Source organism: Pseudomonas hefeiensis, assembly GCF_030687835.1.
GTDB classification, from domain to species: domain Bacteria; phylum Pseudomonadota; class Gammaproteobacteria; order Pseudomonadales; family Pseudomonadaceae; genus Aquipseudomonas; species Aquipseudomonas hefeiensis.
Genome location: NZ_CP117449.1, coordinates 4550082 through 4566090, shown reverse-complemented (window position 1 = coordinate 4566090; position 16009 = coordinate 4550082). Strand labels below are relative to the sequence as shown.

Sequence of the window (16009 nt, the reverse complement as noted above, 5' to 3'; positions counted from 1 at the left end):
TCCGCAGGGGACCAGTCATAGTCCTGCGGTGCTTCTTTTATATGAAACTAACCCACACCGTCTGGGGTGTGGAGGCGGGCGTATTCTTCGCCCTAATCAACAGGAATTAAAATGAGCGAAAGCTTTGCGGAACTCTTTGAAGAAAGCCTGAAAACCCTGAACCTTCAGGCAGGCTCCATCATCACCGGTGTTATCGTTGATATCGATTACCAAGCTCGCTGGGTAACCGTTCACGCTGGTCTGAAGTCTGAAGCACTCATCCCGCTTGAGCAGTTCTACAACGACGCTGGCGAACTGAACATCAACGTCGGTGACGAAGTTCACGTTGCGCTGGACTCGGTTGAAGATGGCTTCGGTGAAACCAAGCTGTCCCGTGAAAAAGCCAAGCGCGCTGAATGCTGGATCGTTCTGGAAGCGGCTTTCGCAGCTGAGGAAGTGGTCAAGGGCGTTATCAACGGTAAGGTTAAAGGCGGCTTCACTGTCGACGTTAACGGCATCCGTGCGTTCCTGCCAGGTTCCCTGGTTGACGTCCGTCCAGTGCGCGACACCACGCACCTGGAAGGCAAAGAGCTGGAATTCAAGGTCATCAAGCTGGACCAGAAGCGCAACAACGTTGTCGTTTCCCGTCGCAGTGTCCTGGAAGCCGAGAACTCCGCCGAGCGTGAAGCTCTGCTGGAATCGCTGCAGGAAGGCCAACAGGTCAAGGGTATCGTCAAGAACCTCACCGATTACGGCGCATTCGTCGATCTGGGTGGCGTCGATGGCCTGCTGCACATCACCGACATGGCCTGGAAGCGTATCAAGCATCCTTCGGAAATCGTCAACGTTGGCGACGAGATCGATGTCAAGGTTCTGAAGTACGATCGCGAGCGCAATCGTGTTTCCCTGGGCCTCAAGCAACTGGGTGAAGATCCATGGGTTGCTATCAAAGCCCGTTACCCAGAAAGCACCCGCGTCACCGCTCGTGTTACCAACCTCACCGACTACGGCTGCTTCGCTGAGCTGGAAGAAGGCGTTGAAGGTCTGGTACACGTTTCCGAAATGGACTGGACCAACAAGAACATCCACCCTTCGAAAGTCGTACAAGTCGGCGACGAAGTGGAAGTTATGGTTCTGGACATCGACGAAGAGCGTCGTCGTATCTCCCTGGGCATCAAGCAGTGCAAATCTAACCCATGGGAAGATTTCTCTGGCCAGTTCAACAAGGGCGATAAAATCTCCGGCACCATCAAGTCGATCACCGATTTCGGTATCTTCATTGGTCTGGACGGCGGCATCGACGGTCTGGTTCACCTGTCCGACATCTCCTGGAACGAAGTGGGCGAAGAAGCCGTACGCCGCTTCAAGAAGGGCGACGAGCTGGACACCGTTATCCTGTCGGTTGACCCAGAGCGCGAGCGCATCTCCCTGGGCATCAAGCAACTGGAAAGCGATCCGTTCTCCGAGTACGTTCAAGAGAACGACAAAGGCGCAATCGTTAAGGGCATCGTGAAAGAAGTTGACGCTAAAGGCGCCATCATCACCTTGGCCGACGATATCGAAGCGACTCTGAAAGCCTCCGAAATCAGCCGTGACCGCGTTGAAGACGCGCGCAACGTTCTGAAAGAAGGCGAAGAAGTAGAAGCCAAGATCATCAGCGTTGACCGCAAGAGCCGCGTAATCCAGCTCTCCATCAAGTCGAAAGACGACGCTGAAGAGAAAGAAGCAATCCAGAGCCTGCGCGACAAGCCAGCTACCTCTGACATTGCTGCTGGTCCTACCACTCTGGGCGACCTGCTGCGTGCACAGATGGAAAAGCAGAACTGAGTTCTGTCAGACCATAGAAAAAGGGCGACTTCGGTCGCCCTTTTTTGTGGGCGCGATTTGGCAAAAACTGGTCTGTTTGTAAGTTGGCTCCTCTGTCTGACTCGGCAGTGAAACCAATCCTGCAACCAAACTGTCTCTTTCTTTAAGCAGATCAATCACCTATTCAGGGCTAGACTGCGGTTGCCCTAGTCTCCCCGGGTCAGTGTGGGAGCGAGCCAGCTCGCGATAGCGCCAGGTCAGACATCACCCAGTCGGGTGCTGAATGTTCAAGGAGATTAATGAACAGGCTCATCCTGATATTTGCGGTATTGGCCTTGGCAGGTTGCACTACAAGCGCCAAGACCCATGCTATGCGTGGCGTCAGTGGCATCGAGGTCGACTGTTCCGGTCTGGGGTCAGGCTGGGAAAAATGCCACAAGCGCGCGGCGAAGGAGTGCAAGGGTGCAGGGTACAAAGTCATCACCCGCTCCGATGATGCCAAGGATGAAGATCAATACCCTTTCGGCTTCAATCCAGCGGGTTACCTGACCCGCACGATGTTGGTCATTTGTCGCTGAATGCGCTTAAGTGCAAGGCCTGTGCAGAAGCGGGGCAAATACGACAGGGTGAAGATATGTCAAGACTTGGGCTGTTCAAATTCCTCCGGTCATGCTAAAACCTTTGAAGCGATTTTCCTAGCTGCTTGAAAAAGAAGGGAAAAATATGACGAAGTCGGAGTTGATCGAACGAATTGTCACCCATCAAGGGCTGCTCTCATCCAAGGATGTGGAGCTGGCCATCAAGACCATGCTTGAGCAAATGTCCCAGTGCCTTGCCACGGGTGATCGAATTGAGATCCGTGGGTTTGGCAGTTTCTCCCTGCACTACCGCGCCCCGCGGGTAGGCCGCAATCCTAAAACCGGTCAGTCCGTGAGCCTTGACGGCAAGTTCGTGCCTCATTTCAAGCCGGGTAAGGAACTCAGGGATCGTGTCAATGAGGAGGAGGGGGATGAGCTGTAAGGAGGCGTCTATGCAAGGGGGAATTCATGCGCAGCTTTAAACGTTTTTCTCTTGTCGTGCTCTCGTTGCTAGTGGCCGCAGCCATCGTGCTGTTCGTGCTTGAAAATACCCAGCCTGTCGCGCTGTTGTTCCTGGGCTGGACGGCACCGCAACTTCCTGTTTCAGTTTACGTGCTAGTGTCACTTCTCGCTGGTATGATGGTTGGCCCGTTGCTCGCGTGGTTCATGGGGGCGCGTAGGCGATTGAAATAAATGGATGTGTGGCCCAGCAGTCTTGGTAAGGATCACTGTCTACAATTTTTTCTGACTTTGGGTGCGTTTTGTTCGTATTTAATCTAACTCAGTTTGCCGCTCAGTCCGACGCGGCCTTGCCCGTCTTGCCCGTCTTGCCTTTTGATGCGTTTGGTGTGTACACGAACGTGATGCCAAGCGAGGCTTTCCATGCAAAATGATCGTGTTGATGCGCGTGACGCAGACGAGATTGATCTGATCGAGCTTGTTCGGGGGCTTTGGGCTCAGAAATGGTTGATTCTGGGTGTTACTCTTCTGGTTACTGTTGGGGCTGGCCTTTACGCCTTCCTTAGCAAGCCTGTCTATGAAGCCAAGCTTTTTATCATGCCACCTACTCAGAATGATATTGCTGAGTTGAATTATGGCCGTGGGAAAAGTACAGAGCTGAATATTTATTCCATTAAGTATGTTTATGATGTGTTTGCTCGAAATCTTCAGGGTGAGTCTCTTCGCCAGAAATTTTTTAATGAGGTCTACCTTCCGTCTCTTAGTGAGGATGAGCGAAAGGGTGCGCTTGATCGTTTATACGAGCGTTTTTCCCGAGAGCTGGCGATAAGGGGGCCTGGTAAGGGTACGCCTGATCGCTTTTCGATTACTGTTCAAGGTGTAGATCCTGTTAAAGCCACTGAATGGGCAAGGAGCTATGTCCAACGTGCCAGTGAGGCTGCTGAGTCGGAGTTGATCAAGAACGTCACAGCCGAAGCGTCGGTCAGGGCTCGAAATTTGGAGCAGAGGATTGTCAGCTTGCGCGAGAATGCGCAGCGCGTACGCGAGGATCGGATTCAACAGCTGCGCGAAGCGTTGAAGATTGCTGAGTCCATTGGTCTGACATCACCTGCTATCAACTCCACCGCCGCAGTAGATATCACCGTGGAAACGGGAAATAAAATGGACTACCAACGAGGCAGTAAAGCGTTGGCGGCGGAGATTGAAGCCCTGGAGTCCAGGTCTTCCGACGATGCCTTTATTAAAGATTTGCGATCGTTGCAAATGAGATACAGCTTCTATCGTAAATTGAACATCGACGCTGAAAGTATTTCGGTTTATCGGCCGGATGGTAGTGTGGAAGTACCGGAGAGTCCGATAAAACCAAGAAAAGCTTTGATTTTGTTGTTGGGTGTCGTTGTTGGGGGTGTGTTAGGTAGCTTGATAGCCTTGGTTAGATTTGCCGTTGTTCGAAATAGAGAGCGGTAAGTGGCACGGCTAAAGTGATCAGTATTGAGTTCTGGGGGTTTGCTGTAAGTTATAGTGTTTTTAGCCTGTCTGTATGAAGATTATCTTCGTATAGACAGGTTTTTCGTTAATGGGAATAAAGAGTTCTGTCGGTAGAAATAGAACGCTCGTGTGAAGTAGGTTTTTGAAAACAAGGTGATAGGATTTGGTATGCGAAGGGAAGCGCCCCGAGGTCCTATCTGTTGTGATAATAAGATGGCGCAGCAGTTTGGGCTGATTTCGCAGAGGGGGCATGAAATTCAGCTAGCTAACGTGGCAAGCGCCGCCAAGACAAGCTATGCGCCCAAGGTCGTGCAATCCGTGGAAGCCATTTTGTTACACAACGGGCATAATGGTGGTTTGGGAAGAGCTCGCGGGTCGCTAGCGACCTGTTGCTGCGTTGATATTAGCGTTGGGTCTTGGTTGATGAGGTTTTTACTGTCTGGAGATGCTGGCAGTGCTCGCTTGGAGGCGTAGCGTCTCTCAGATGGCTGCCTCCTGTAGCGATAAAGGCTGAAGAGAACGCGTCCGGCGCTGCCGCAGACCGGGATGGGGTTTTACTAGATGTGAAGGTCGGGTCAGGTGGGATTCAGGCCTGGTTCATGATTCTAATGAATTACATGATTTTGACAAGTTGAATGGAGAGTTGGATGTCGAGCATAAAGCAGGCGAGCGTCGCCAAATTTAAAGAAAAAGTGGCCGTCATCGGTATCGTCGGCCTTGGATACGTCGGCCTGCCTTTGATGCTGCGTTACAATGCGATTGGGTTTAAAGTGATTGGGCTTGATATCGACAGCTCAAAAGTTGAACTGTTGAATTCAGGTAAAAGCTATATCGAACACATCCCGGGCGAAAAAATCGAAGTTGCTCGGAAAAGTGGATTCGAAGCGACCACCGATTTTGCTCGTGTGCCTGAATGTGATGCGCTGATTCTCTGTGTGCCAACGCCATTAAATAAATATCGCGAGCCAGACATGAGCTTCGTGATAAACACGACTGATGCAATCAAACCGTATTTAAGGGCAGGACAGATTGTATCTCTTGAAAGTACAACCTACCCTGGCACTACAGAAGAAGAGCTACTGCCGCGAGTCCAGGAGAAAGGCTTGCGTGTTGGTGAGAACATCTTCCTGGTTTACTCTCCAGAGCGCGAAGATCCCGGCAACCCAAACTTTGAAACTCGTACCATTCCGAAGGTAATCGGTGGGCATACACCTGCGTGTCTCGAAGTGGGTGTCGCTCTCTATGAGCTCGCAATTGATCAGGTCGTACAGGTTAGTTCTACTAAAGCGGCTGAAATGACCAAACTGCTGGAAAATATCCACCGCGCGGTCAACATCGGCTTGGTGAATGAAATGAAGGTGGTCGCGGACCGTATGGGCATCGATATTTTCGAAGTGGTCGACGCCGCTGCAACCAAACCCTTCGGCTTTACTGCCTACTACCCAGGCCCTGGCCTCGGCGGTCATTGCATTCCAATCGATCCGTTTTACCTGACTTGGAAAGCCCGTGAGTATGGTTTGCATACACGCTTTATTGAGCTTTCGGGTGAGGTCAACCAAGCCATGCCAGAGTACGTTCTGAGCAAACTGATGGACGGCCTGAATGAGCGCGGTAAGCCTTTGAAAGGCAGTAAAGTTCTGGTACTTGGTATCGCCTACAAGAAGAACGTAGATGATATGCGTGAGTCGCCTTCGGTTGAAATCATGGAGTTGATCGAGGCCAAAGGAGGCGTCGTAGGATATTCCGACCCCCACGTCCTGAAGTTTCCGAAGATGCGTGAGCACCACTTTGACCTTTCCAGTGAGCCTCTGACCGCTGAAGTCCTAAAGGATTATGATGCTGTTATCCTGGCCACAGACCATGATAGGTTCGACTATGAGCTTATCAGTCAACATGCTCAACTGATCATCGATAGTCGTGGTAAATATCGCGCCCCTCAATCGAATATTATCAAAGCTTGATGACAGGAGAGTTCTGGATGAAACGTTTTGCTCTAATTGGTGCCGCCGGATATATCGCTCCCCGCCATATGCGCGCCATTAAGGATACCGGCAATACATTAGTGTCCGCTTATGACATCAATGACTCGGTAGGCATCAGCGACAGCATTTCACCGCAAAGCGAATTCTTTACCGAGTTCGAGTTCTTCCTTGATCACGCCCACAGCCTCAAGCGCGACCCAGCGACCGCCTTGGATTACGTGTCGATCTGCTCGCCCAACTACTTGCACCAACCGCACATTGCCGCAGGTCTGCGCCTGGGCTGTGACGTGATCTGCGAAAAACCGCTGGTGCCGACCCCGCAGCAGTTGGACCAGTTGGCCTTGATCGAGCAGGAAACCGGCAAGCGCCTGTACAACATTCTGCAACTGCGCCATCACCAGGCAATCATTGCCTTGAAGGACAAGGTTGCCCGCGAGAACAACCCGCACAAGTACGAAGTCGACCTGACCTACATCACTTCCCGCGGCAAGTGGTACCTGCAAAGCTGGAAAGGTGACCCACGCAAGTCGTTCGGGGTAGCCACCAACATCGGCGTGCACTTCTACGACATGCTGCATTTCATCTTCGGCAAGCTGCAGCGTAACGTTGTGCACTTCACTTCCGAACACAAGGCGGCCGGTTACCTGGAGTACGAGAAAGCACGCGTACGCTGGTTCTTGTCGGTCGACGCCAACGACCTGCCGGAATCGGTGAAGGGCAAGAAGCCGACTTACCGTTCGATTACCGTCAACGGTGAGGAAATGGAGTTCTCCGAAGGCTTCACTGACCTGCACACCACCAGCTACGAGGAAATCCTGGCTGGTCGTGGTTATGGCATCGAGGATGCTCGCCACTGCGTGGAGACGGTCAATACCATTCGCAGTGCGGCCATCGTCGTGGCAGCGGACAACGAAGCGCATCCGTTCGTCCAAGCCCTTTCTCGCTGATCGGCGAGACAACACGGGTGGCCTTGCGCTACCCGTTTCAAGTTTCCCAAGCAGGATCGCAAGCCAGCGTGTCGAACGATAATTTCAACAAGCCAAACGAAGCGGGTGCGATGCGCCACGCGCGCAGTATTCGTCTCGATATTCAGGGCTTGCGTGCAATCGCGGTGCTGGCGGTCATGCTTTATCACGCCAATAGTGGCTGGCTGAAAGCCGGCTATGTTGGCGTCGACATCTTTTTTGTTATCTCAGGCTTCATCATAACGGCATTGTTGACCGAGCGAAGCGACAAGGTCGATCTTGTTTCATTCTATGCCAGCCGCATCAAGCGTATTCTGCCGGCGTATTTCGTCATGCTGGTGGTGGTGTGCGCGCTGTCCGCGCTTCTGTTTCTGCCTGAGGATTTTGCATTTTTTCTCGACAGCCTGAAGTCCTCGGCGCTGTTTACCAGCAACCAGTACTTCTCTGGCTTTGGCAGTTATTTCGCGCCGCGGGCCTATGAGTTGCCGCTTCTGCATACCTGGTCCTTGGCCATCGAGATGCAGTTCTATCTGTTCTTCCCTGTGCTGGTCATTTGCTTGCCAAAGCAATGGCGTCTCATGGCGTTTGCCTTGCTAGCCGCCAGTCTGTTTGCCTGGAGCGGCTACCGTGGACTGGGCGAATCGCAAGATGGGATGTACTTTGCCCTGTCGGCACGGATTCCCGAGTTCATGGTCGGTGCCATCGTTGCCTTGCTGATGCGCCAGCGCGAGCTGCCCCTGTTACTTGCAAGCGTGTTCGGTGGGCTGGGCGCAATGCTGCTGGCGTGGGCTGTGCTGGCTATCGATAAGCAACACTTCCCAGGCTTCTGGTCCATCCTGCCTTGTGTCGCAGCAGGGCTGCTCATCGTCGCCCGGCGTGGTCCGGTCAGCGCGTTGCTGGCCACTCGGCCGATGGTCTGGATCGGTGGCATTTCCTATTCGTTGTACCTGTGGCATTGGCCGGTGCTGGCGTTCATTCGCTATTACACGGGGCAGTACGAGCTGACGGCTGCATGGTTGCCGATTTTCGTGGCCAGCTCTGTAATGCTGGCATGGATTTCCTATCGCTTGGTCGAAACACCCGCCAGAAAAGCTTCCGGCATGCGCCAGGTGCCCAAGTGGGCTGTAGCCGGTGCTGTGGTCGTGCTGGTGGTATGGGGGGGGCAACGTGTCAACGCCTCGCTGGTCGCTCCGTTGCCTGTGGAGCTCACCCGTTATGCTGCTCCAGAGCTTATCTGCCATGGCACACAAGTGGGCGCGTGCAAGCGAGGCAAGGCGGATGCCGAAGTGTCCGTCCTGGTAATTGGCGATAGCCATGCTGCCCAATTGAACTACTTCTTCGACAAGGTGGGCGAAGAGCAGGGCGTCGCTTACCGTGTGCTCACTGCCAGCAGTTGCGTGCCTATCCCTGGCTTCGACTTTGAACGCCTGCCAGCCTGGGCGCAAAGACCTTGCCGTGCGCAGATCGAGGCCGTGGCTCGTGAGTTGCCGAAGGTGGAGCGGGTGATCGTCGCAGGCATGTGGCAGTACCAGATGCAGAGTCAAGCATTCGCCAAGGCGTTTTCTGAATTTCTCGGCGATACTGCGGGAGCCCATAAGCACATCGTGGTGCTTGCTCAGGTGCCAATGTTTGAAACAGACGTGCAGCGGGTAAGGCGCTTTACCGAGCTTGGCCTGCCGGCGCCATTGACATTCAATCGCGAGTGGCAGGGTGTCAACCAGCAAGTTCAGGCCATTGTCGACCGCACGCCGGGCGTGCGTTTCCTGGACTTTTCCAATAGCAACTTCTTTGCCGCTGCGCCTTATCAGCAAGGCTTGCTCATCTACCGTGACAGCCACCACCTCAACGAGGTAGGTGCAAGTCGTTATGGGCACTATGCTGCCGAGCAACTGCAGCGTGCTTTCGATCAACCTCAGTCCAATGTGAGTCTGAAGCCATGAATTACTATCAGCACCCAAGCGCGATCGTCGATGAGGGCGCGCAGATCGGTGAAAACTCCCGGGTCTGGCACTTTGTCCATGTTTGCGGGGGCGCCCGCATCGGTGTGGGCGTTTCGCTCGGTCAGAATGTGTTTGTGGGCAACAAGGTCGTGATCGGCGACCGCTGCAAGGTCCAGAACAATGTGTCGGTCTACGACAATGTCATGCTGGAAGAGGGCGTGTTCTGTGGCCCCAGCATGGTCTTCACCAATGTCTATAACCCGCGTTCGCTGATCGAGCGCAAGGACCAGTACCTCGATACGCTGGTAAAAAAGGGCGCGACCCTTGGCGCCAATTGCACCATCGTCTGCGGCGTTACCATTGGTGAATATGCCTTCGTCGGTGCCGGCGCGGTCATCAACAAGGATGTACCGGCCTATGCATTGATGGTGGGTGTGCCCGCGCGGCAGATTGGCTGGATGAGCGAATTTGGCGAGCAATTGCAGTTGAACGAGCAGGGCGAGGCCTTCTGTTCGCACACGGGGGCGCGCTACGTGCTGAACGGAAAATTTTTGAACAAGACGGATGCCTGAGCATGATTGAATTCATTGACCTGAAAAGCCAGCAAGCACGTATCAAGGACAAGATTGATGCCGGCATCCAGCGTGTCTTGAGCCACGGCCAGTACATTCTCGGCCCAGAGGTAGCGGAACTCGAGGAAAAACTTGCTCAGTTTGTTGGCGCCAAACACTGCATAACCTGCGCCAATGGCACAGACGCCTTGCAAATCGCTCAAATGGCGCTGGGAATTGGGCCAAGTGACGAGGTTATAACACCAGGTTTCACCTATATTGCAACCGCCGAGACAGTTGCCTTACTCGGTGCAAAACCGGTATATGTGGATATTGATCCGCGCACATATAATCTTGACCCACAGAAGCTGGAAGCAGCTATTACCCCGCGTACGAAAGCTATTATTCCTGTTTCTCTATACGGGCAATGTGCGGACTATGATGCGATCAATGCGATAGCCGCTAAATATTCAATCCCCGTAATAGAAGACGCGGCACAAAGCTTTGGCGCTACCTACAAAGGGAAACGCTCCTGTAACCTCACCACAATAGCGTGCACTAGCTTCTTTCCAAGCAAACCGCTGGGATGCTATGGGGACGGTGGTGCGATTTTTACCAATGATGACGAACTGGCCAAAGTACTGCGCCAAATTGCCAGACACGGGCAGGACCGCCGCTATCACCATGTGCGCGTGGGAGTTAATAGTCGCCTGGATACGCTGCAAGCGGCAATTCTCCTGCCCAAACTTGAAATTTTTGAAAAGGAGCTTGAGCAACGTCAGCGTGTTGCAAAATTGTATGATGAGTCACTCAGGGCCCTAGGTGTAAACACAGTTCCTTATGTGGAAGAGTGGAACACCAGTGCCTACGCTCAATATACTATTCTCGTTGACGAACGTGATCAGTTACAAGAGACGTTAAAGAAGCAGGGAATTCCTACGGCTGTTCATTACCCGATCCCGTTGAACAAACAGCCTGCTGTAGCCGATGCAAGCGCCCAGTTACCTACGGGAGACCGCGTCGCAGAGCAGGTCATGAGTTTGCCAATGCATCCTTATCTGGATGACGAGACTGTTGCAAATATTTGTGCTGCGGTAGTTGGCTAAGTTATGTACATCTCTTTGAAGGTTGACAGGGCGATTTTCGTTAACGCCCTTTACTTTTTTTTATATTTTTTCTTGTTGGTGTGGGTAAATAATAATTATGTTTACATGTTATATGAATATATGGGGGCTGCCTCCAAGCCATTAGATGGGGTGTTGCTGGCCTATCTGTTTTTACTCGCGCTGCTTAGTTCGTTTTTATGTGGCCCAAGGATAAGCAAGCCGGGAGATATTGTTGTAGTTTTTTTGATCATGATTGTTGTGCCGCACGCGTTGGTGTTGAATGGCGCAAACATGTTTTATCCTGGCGCCAGTCCCTTTTCCGGAGTTTGTTTTTCTATTTTGCTAGGAAGTGTCGTGATCTCGCTTTTTAATAAGATCAAGTTCCGTTCTGGTAATGAGGAAAGGGGGGGTGGACGACAGTACTTGCTATGCGTGTCATTGATAAACTCCTTTGTTCTGGTGTTTATAATATTGAAAAGTTCTTCATACTTTTCTTTCGATTTTTCAGAGCAGTATCTTCGACGCGCTATTGCGCGAGATGTTTTCTCTGCTGGATCCCTAGAAGGGTATATCGCCTCGATAGGGACGCAGGCGTTATTTCCTGTTTTATTTGCATGGGGTGTTTATAAGAAAGATAAGTTTTTCCTTTGGTTGGGCGTTGTTAACGTTTTTGTGCTTTGGGGAGCCTTCGGACAGAAATATCCGTTTTTTGTTATTGTGTTGATATACTTTTTAATGGCGTACTTTAGGCGAGCGGGGCACGTTAATGTTTCTTGGCTCTTGCTGGCTGTAATAGGTTTGTTATTAGTCGGTGTTCTTGAATACGAGGCTTTAGGGTATTCTTATATTAATGATTACTTCATAAGGCGCGCATTTACTGTGCCATCAACTTTATTAGGTGGAGCAGAGACTTTTGTACAGGTGATGGGGGAAAATAATTACGGTGATACGATTTTTGGGGCGATTTTTGGAGGCTCAAAAAGTGAGCCGGTCACCTTTCAGATAGGTCGCTGGATGTACAATAATCCAGATAATAATGCAAATATTAATTTCCTGGCCGTAGCCTATCTTCGACTCGGATATTTAGCGGTAGTCGTCGAAGCTTTAATTGTCAGTGCAATTGTGTTTCTGCTCAATTTTTTATATTCAACACGGTCTACTTTTACAGCGATGCCCATCGCTTTGCTTTTTGCGACGAAAATAATTGAGCAGTCTTTGCCGACAGTTCTCCTGGGGTCAGGCGTTTTCTTTATGCTGCTTCTAATAATGTTGATGGCATTGTCGAAGCGAAGTGCGATGCGAGACAGGAGTGCATTTTGAATAGTGTGTTCTTTTCTCGTGTCAGGAAGGTGCTTGTCGGTACATTGGGCGCTCAATTGGTATCCTTGAGTGTAATGTTGTTGCTGGTGCGTCTTTATACGCCCGATGAGTTAGGTTTATTTAACGTTTGGCTTTCATTTGCTACCATTATGGCCGTTCTTGTTACGGCTCGTTATGAATTGTCTCTTTTTAGCGGTGAAAAAAATGATGATTCCAGGGCGATTGTAAAGTTAATTTTGTTGATCGCTATCGTTCTTTCCGTTGTTTCTACTCTATGTCTTGTTTTGTTTGGTGTGCTTATAGAGCAAATCCCTTCGGTTGTTAGATCTTATTCTGTGGGTCTGGCGTTTGTGATTTTTGGAATGGGGATCAATAAAGCCGCTCTCTCAGTGTTGGCGCTACAGCAAGAGTTTAATAAGTTGGGCGTCGCAAGAATTCTCCTGGCAATAGCGATTGCTTTGGCTCAGGTAATTGCGGGGTACTTTGCTCTAGGCGTTTCAGGATTAATTTATGGGCAAGTAGCAGGTGTGCTGTTAGCAACAATTTTTGTTTGTTTGTGGTTCGAGCGAGCTTGGCTAAAAAGTTGCTGGAGCGTGAGCTTTGGTACGGTAAGAAATACAGCGCATAAGTACAGAAAATTCCCCCAGCTTTCATTACCAGCAGACTTAATAAATACAATTGCCAGTCAGATGCCTATTATATTAATTGCTGCTCGATTTGGCGCTGAGCCCGCGGGATTGTTTGCGCTTACCATGAAAATTATGGGGGCTCCGGTCACATTGTTGGCTACATCAGTTTTGGATGTCTTTAAAGAGCAGGCTGCTAGAGATTATAGGAATACAGGTAACTGCACGTCCGTTTTTCTTAAAACTTTCGTAGCTCTCGCGCTACTTGCCATTCCTCCATTCCTACTTTTTTGGTGGTTGGGAGAATGGATCTTCACGTTCTTTTTTGGTGTGGGATGGAACGAGTCTGGTAAGTACGCAGTGTTGCTAATTCCTATGTTTTACATGCGCTTTGTTATAAGTCCATTAAGCTATACGATATATATTGCGCAAAAACAACAAATGGACTTGATGTGGCAGGCTGCATTGCGATTCATTACATGCGGATGCTTTTTGCTTGCAGGTGACGTGCTGGAAGCCCTGTGGTGGTACTCCCTGAGCTATGCGATAATGTATGCCATTTATTTCGCGGTGTCGTATCGCTGTGCTCAGGGAGTCCCCTCATGATTGTCGTCGTCGACTACGGGGTAGGAAACATTGCTTCAGTATTGAACATGCTTAAGCGGGTTGGTGCCAAAGCCAAGGCTTCCAGGTTGGCTGAGGATATTGAGAGCGCAGAAAAGCTTATTCTGCCTGGCGTGGGGGCCTTTGACGCCGGAATGAGAACGCTGCGTCAAAGCGGACTCATCGATGTTCTCAATCAGCAGGCGGTTGTTTTTCGAAAACCTGTTATGGGGGTGTGCCTAGGGGCGCAAATGTTGGGGCGTGGCTCTGAAGAAGGAGACGAACCAGGGCTCGGGTGGATCGACATGGATATCAAGCGGTTTGAAAAGCGTGCCGAAAGGAAGGTGCCGCACATGGGCTGGAGCCATGTTTCGCGAAATTACGAACATCCCTTGGTGCAAGGGCTGACTGATGAAAGTCGTTTTTATTTCGTTCATGGGTATTACATGTCGCCTGATAACGATCAGGACACACTTTTGACTGCTGATTATGGGCAGAAGTTTACTGCGGCGGTCGCTAAAAATAACATTTTTGGATTTCAGTTCCATCCGGAGAAAAGTCACCGGTTTGGAATGCAGCTATTCAAAAATTTTGTAGAGCTAGCCTGATGCAAAGAAAACGTGTAATACCCTGTCTTCTACTAAAGGATAGAGGACTCGTCAAAACGGTAAAATTCAAATCGCCTAAATATATTGGCGATCCAGTAAACGCCATCCGAATTTTTAATGAAAAAGAAGTTGATGAACTGGTACTGTTAGATATTGAGGCGTCATTATCAGGGCGCGAACCAGACTATGAGTTAATCGCAGAAGTTGCTGGGGAGTGTTTTATGCCCATTTGCTATGGCGGGGGCATTTGTACTCTTGAGCATGCGCAGAAAATTTTTTCGTTAGGTATTGAGAAAATCGCGTTGAATTCCGCCGCCTTGGCCGATATTGAGTTGTTGAGAAAGATTGCAGATCAGTTTGGCTCTCAAAGTGTGGTTTGCTCAATAGATTGCAAAAAAAGCTTGCTCGGGAGATATTCGGTTTATTCCCAAGCAGGCATGAAAGATACCAAAATTTCGCCAATTGAATGGGCTAGGAAAGCTGAGGCGGCAGGGGCTGGTGAAATATTCCTTAATTCCATTGATCGTGACGGAATGATGCAGGGGTATGATATATCTTTAATAAAATCAGTCGTCGCTGCTGTGGATATTCCTGTCATAGCGTGTGGCGGTGCGGGGTCGATAGCTGATCTGAACGAGCCGTTCGAAAAGGCAGGGGTGTCTGCGGTTGCTGCAGGAAGTTTCTTCGTTTTTCACGGGAAGCATAAAGCTGTTTTAATCAGCTATCCTGATCTTAATCAGAACTTTTCGAGAGATTAACGGGTTAAGAATTTGTAATTAGATGCCGTCTATAAAATGTAACTTGTAGACTGCGCTGTTATTTCTGAATTTGAGAGGGATAGTTGTGTATAGAGTATGTGCTCGTTGTGTAATGGATGAAACTGATACCAATATTAAGTTTGATGAAAATGGCGTCTGCAGCCACTGTCATAAATTTGACGATGTACAGTCTCATCAGTTATTCACCGGGAATGAAGGCGAGGTTCGCTTGCAGAACCTTGTGAAAAAAATAAAAGAAGACGGATTAGGTAAAGATTACGATTGCATCATCGGGTTGAGTGGGGGGGTAGATAGTTCTTACTTGGCGGTAAAGATTAAAGATTTAGGGTTGCGCCCATTAGTTGTCCATGTAGATGCAGGTTGGAATAGTGAGCTGGCTGTTAGTAATATCGAGAAAATTATTAAGTATTGCGGTTATGATCTTCATACTCATGTTATGAATTGGGAAGAAATGCGGGATCTGCAGCTTTCTTACATGAAGGCTGCGGTTGCGAATCAGGATGTACCTCAAGATCATGCTTTCTTTTCAAGTATGTATCATTTTGCTGTAAAGAATAATATTAAATATATCCTCAGTGGCGGAAATTTAGCGACGGAATCTGTTTTTCCTGATAATTGGCATGGCAGTGCGATGGACGCTATTAACCTGAGGGATATTCATCATCGATACGGATCTAAGCCTCTTAGAGATTATAAGACTATTAGTTTTATTGACTACTATTTTTGGTACCCATTTGTTAAGGGTATGCGCACGGTGCGCCCATTGAATTTTATGGATTACGATAAAAAGAAGGCTGAGGCATATCTTCAGGAAACTGTAGGGTATCGATCCTATGCACGTAAGCATGGCGAGTCTATTTTTACCAAGTTGTTCCAGAATTATTATCTCCCTACGAAATTTGGTTATGATAAGCGCAAGCTGCATTACTCAAGCATGATCCTTTCCGGACAGCTGTCTCGTGAAGAGGCTTTGTCTAAACTTGCTGAGCCGCTTTATGATCCACAAGAACTCGAAGTCGATATCGACTACTTCTGCAAAAAGGTACGAATCAACCGTCAACAATTCGATGAGTTGATGAATATGCCAATCCATGATTATTCAGATTTTAAGAATTGGGATAAATTGCAGTCACTCGCTAAAAAATCTCAGATGCTGCTGCAGAGAATTCTTGGGCGACGTGTCAGCGTTTATTCCTAATAATTTGACGGTTTGGAGGTT

General features: G+C 49.8%; 15 protein-coding genes. All 15 read left to right on the top strand.

Features of this window, described 5'->3' with window-relative positions:
- The first annotated feature begins 111 nt into the window (after nt 1-111).
- The 15 genes from rpsA to PSH57_RS20400 all read left to right on the top strand — a co-directional run bounded on the left by rpsA (nt 112) and on the right by PSH57_RS20400 (nt 15988).
- The gene (gene rpsA / locus PSH57_RS20470; protein ID WP_014337228.1) at nt 112-1806 is read left to right on the top strand and encodes a 30S ribosomal protein S1; all 1695 of its coding nucleotides are present in this window, start codon (nt 112-114) and stop codon (nt 1804-1806) included.
- Between the two features lie 278 nt (nt 1807-2084).
- Nucleotides 2085-2363 carry a hypothetical protein gene (locus PSH57_RS20465; protein WP_305385157.1) on the top strand — a complete coding sequence of 93 codons (279 nt, stop codon included), beginning with the start codon at nt 2085-2087 and terminating at the stop codon, nt 2361-2363.
- A gap of 145 nt (nt 2364-2508) precedes the next feature.
- Nucleotides 2509-2805, top strand: coding sequence for an integration host factor subunit beta (ihfB, locus tag PSH57_RS20460; protein WP_003199243.1), 297 nt, complete (start codon nt 2509-2511; stop codon nt 2803-2805).
- A gap of 26 nt (nt 2806-2831) precedes the next feature.
- Entirely contained in the window at nt 2832-3056 is a 225-nt protein-coding gene (locus PSH57_RS20455) for a lipopolysaccharide assembly protein LapA domain-containing protein (protein WP_305385154.1), read from the top strand.
- A gap of 189 nt (nt 3057-3245) precedes the next feature.
- A complete protein-coding gene (locus tag PSH57_RS20450; protein ID WP_305444728.1) occupies nt 3246-4289 on the top strand; it encodes an LPS O-antigen chain length determinant protein WzzB in 1044 nt (347 codons plus the stop codon).
- Between the two features lie 668 nt (nt 4290-4957).
- Nucleotides 4958-6271, top strand: a complete 1314-nt coding sequence (wbpA, locus tag PSH57_RS20445; protein WP_305385150.1) for a UDP-N-acetyl-D-glucosamine 6-dehydrogenase — start codon at nt 4958-4960, stop codon at nt 6269-6271.
- Between the two features lie 17 nt (nt 6272-6288).
- Nucleotides 6289-7239, top strand: coding sequence for a UDP-N-acetyl-2-amino-2-deoxy-D-glucuronate oxidase (gene wbpB / locus PSH57_RS20440; protein ID WP_305444725.1), 951 nt, complete (start codon nt 6289-6291; stop codon nt 7237-7239).
- 110 nt (nt 7240-7349) lie between these two features.
- Entirely contained in the window at nt 7350-9197 is a 1848-nt protein-coding gene (locus PSH57_RS20435; RefSeq protein ID WP_305390439.1) for an acyltransferase family protein, read from the top strand.
- A complete protein-coding gene (gene wbpD / locus PSH57_RS20430; protein ID WP_305385146.1) occupies nt 9194-9769 on the top strand; it encodes a UDP-2-acetamido-3-amino-2,3-dideoxy-D-glucuronate N-acetyltransferase in 576 nt (191 codons plus the stop codon). The genes PSH57_RS20435 and wbpD overlap by 4 nt, the downstream gene beginning before the upstream one ends.
- A 2-nt stretch (nt 9770-9771) precedes the next feature.
- The gene (locus PSH57_RS20425; protein WP_305385144.1) at nt 9772-10854 is read left to right on the top strand and encodes a DegT/DnrJ/EryC1/StrS family aminotransferase; all 1083 of its coding nucleotides are present in this window, start codon (nt 9772-9774) and stop codon (nt 10852-10854) included.
- Nucleotides 10855-10857: 3 nt separating this feature from the next.
- Nucleotides 10858-12174 (top strand): hypothetical protein, encoded by a 1317-nt coding sequence (locus PSH57_RS20420; protein ID WP_305385142.1) that lies wholly within the window; start codon nt 10858-10860, stop codon nt 12172-12174.
- A gap of 5 nt (nt 12175-12179) precedes the next feature.
- Nucleotides 12180-13406 (top strand): lipopolysaccharide biosynthesis protein, encoded by a 1227-nt coding sequence (locus tag PSH57_RS20415; protein WP_305444926.1) that lies wholly within the window; start codon nt 12180-12182, stop codon nt 13404-13406.
- Nucleotides 13403-14011: an imidazole glycerol phosphate synthase subunit HisH gene (hisH, locus tag PSH57_RS20410; RefSeq protein ID WP_305385140.1), complete on the top strand. Its 609-nt coding sequence runs from the start codon at nt 13403-13405 to the stop codon at nt 14009-14011. Before PSH57_RS20415 ends, hisH begins: the two co-directional genes overlap by 4 nt.
- Nucleotides 14011-14769: an AglZ/HisF2 family acetamidino modification protein gene (locus PSH57_RS20405; protein WP_305385138.1), complete on the top strand. Its 759-nt coding sequence runs from the start codon at nt 14011-14013 to the stop codon at nt 14767-14769. Before hisH ends, PSH57_RS20405 begins: the two co-directional genes overlap by 1 nt.
- A 112-nt stretch (nt 14770-14881) precedes the next feature.
- Nucleotides 14882-15988, top strand: a complete 1107-nt coding sequence (locus tag PSH57_RS20400; RefSeq protein WP_422766048.1) for an N-acetyl sugar amidotransferase — start codon at nt 14882-14884, stop codon at nt 15986-15988.
- Nucleotides 15989-16009: the final 21 nt, after the last annotated feature.

Excerpts from the sequence above, each read along its gene's own strand:
- PSH57_RS20450 (WP_305444728.1), top strand. The coding sequence starts at position 3,246 with ATGCAAAATGATCGTGTTGATGCGCGTGACGCAGACGAGATTGATCTG.
- PSH57_RS20455 (WP_305385154.1), top strand. The coding sequence starts at position 2,832 with ATGCGCAGCTTTAAACGTTTTTCTCTTGTCGTGCTCTCGTTGCTAGTG.
- wbpD (WP_305385146.1), top strand. The coding sequence starts at position 9,194 with ATGAATTACTATCAGCACCCAAGCGCGATCGTCGATGAGGGCGCGCAG.
- wbpA (WP_305385150.1), top strand. The coding sequence starts at position 4,958 with ATGTCGAGCATAAAGCAGGCGAGCGTCGCCAAATTTAAAGAAAAAGTG.
- PSH57_RS20435 (WP_305390439.1), top strand. The coding sequence starts at position 7,350 with ATGCGCCACGCGCGCAGTATTCGTCTCGATATTCAGGGCTTGCGTGCA.
- PSH57_RS20465 (WP_305385157.1), top strand. The coding sequence starts at position 2,085 with ATGAACAGGCTCATCCTGATATTTGCGGTATTGGCCTTGGCAGGTTGC.
- PSH57_RS20420 (WP_305385142.1), top strand. The coding sequence starts at position 10,858 with ATGTACATCTCTTTGAAGGTTGACAGGGCGATTTTCGTTAACGCCCTT.
- wbpB (WP_305444725.1), top strand. The coding sequence starts at position 6,289 with ATGAAACGTTTTGCTCTAATTGGTGCCGCCGGATATATCGCTCCCCGC.
- PSH57_RS20405 (WP_305385138.1), top strand. The coding sequence starts at position 14,011 with ATGCAAAGAAAACGTGTAATACCCTGTCTTCTACTAAAGGATAGAGGA.
- rpsA (WP_014337228.1), top strand. The coding sequence starts at position 112 with ATGAGCGAAAGCTTTGCGGAACTCTTTGAAGAAAGCCTGAAAACCCTG.
- PSH57_RS20400 (WP_422766048.1), top strand. The coding sequence starts at position 14,882 with ATGGATGAAACTGATACCAATATTAAGTTTGATGAAAATGGCGTCTGC.
- ihfB (WP_003199243.1), top strand. The coding sequence starts at position 2,509 with ATGACGAAGTCGGAGTTGATCGAACGAATTGTCACCCATCAAGGGCTG.
- hisH (WP_305385140.1), top strand. The coding sequence starts at position 13,403 with ATGATTGTCGTCGTCGACTACGGGGTAGGAAACATTGCTTCAGTATTG.
- PSH57_RS20425 (WP_305385144.1), top strand. The coding sequence starts at position 9,772 with ATGATTGAATTCATTGACCTGAAAAGCCAGCAAGCACGTATCAAGGAC.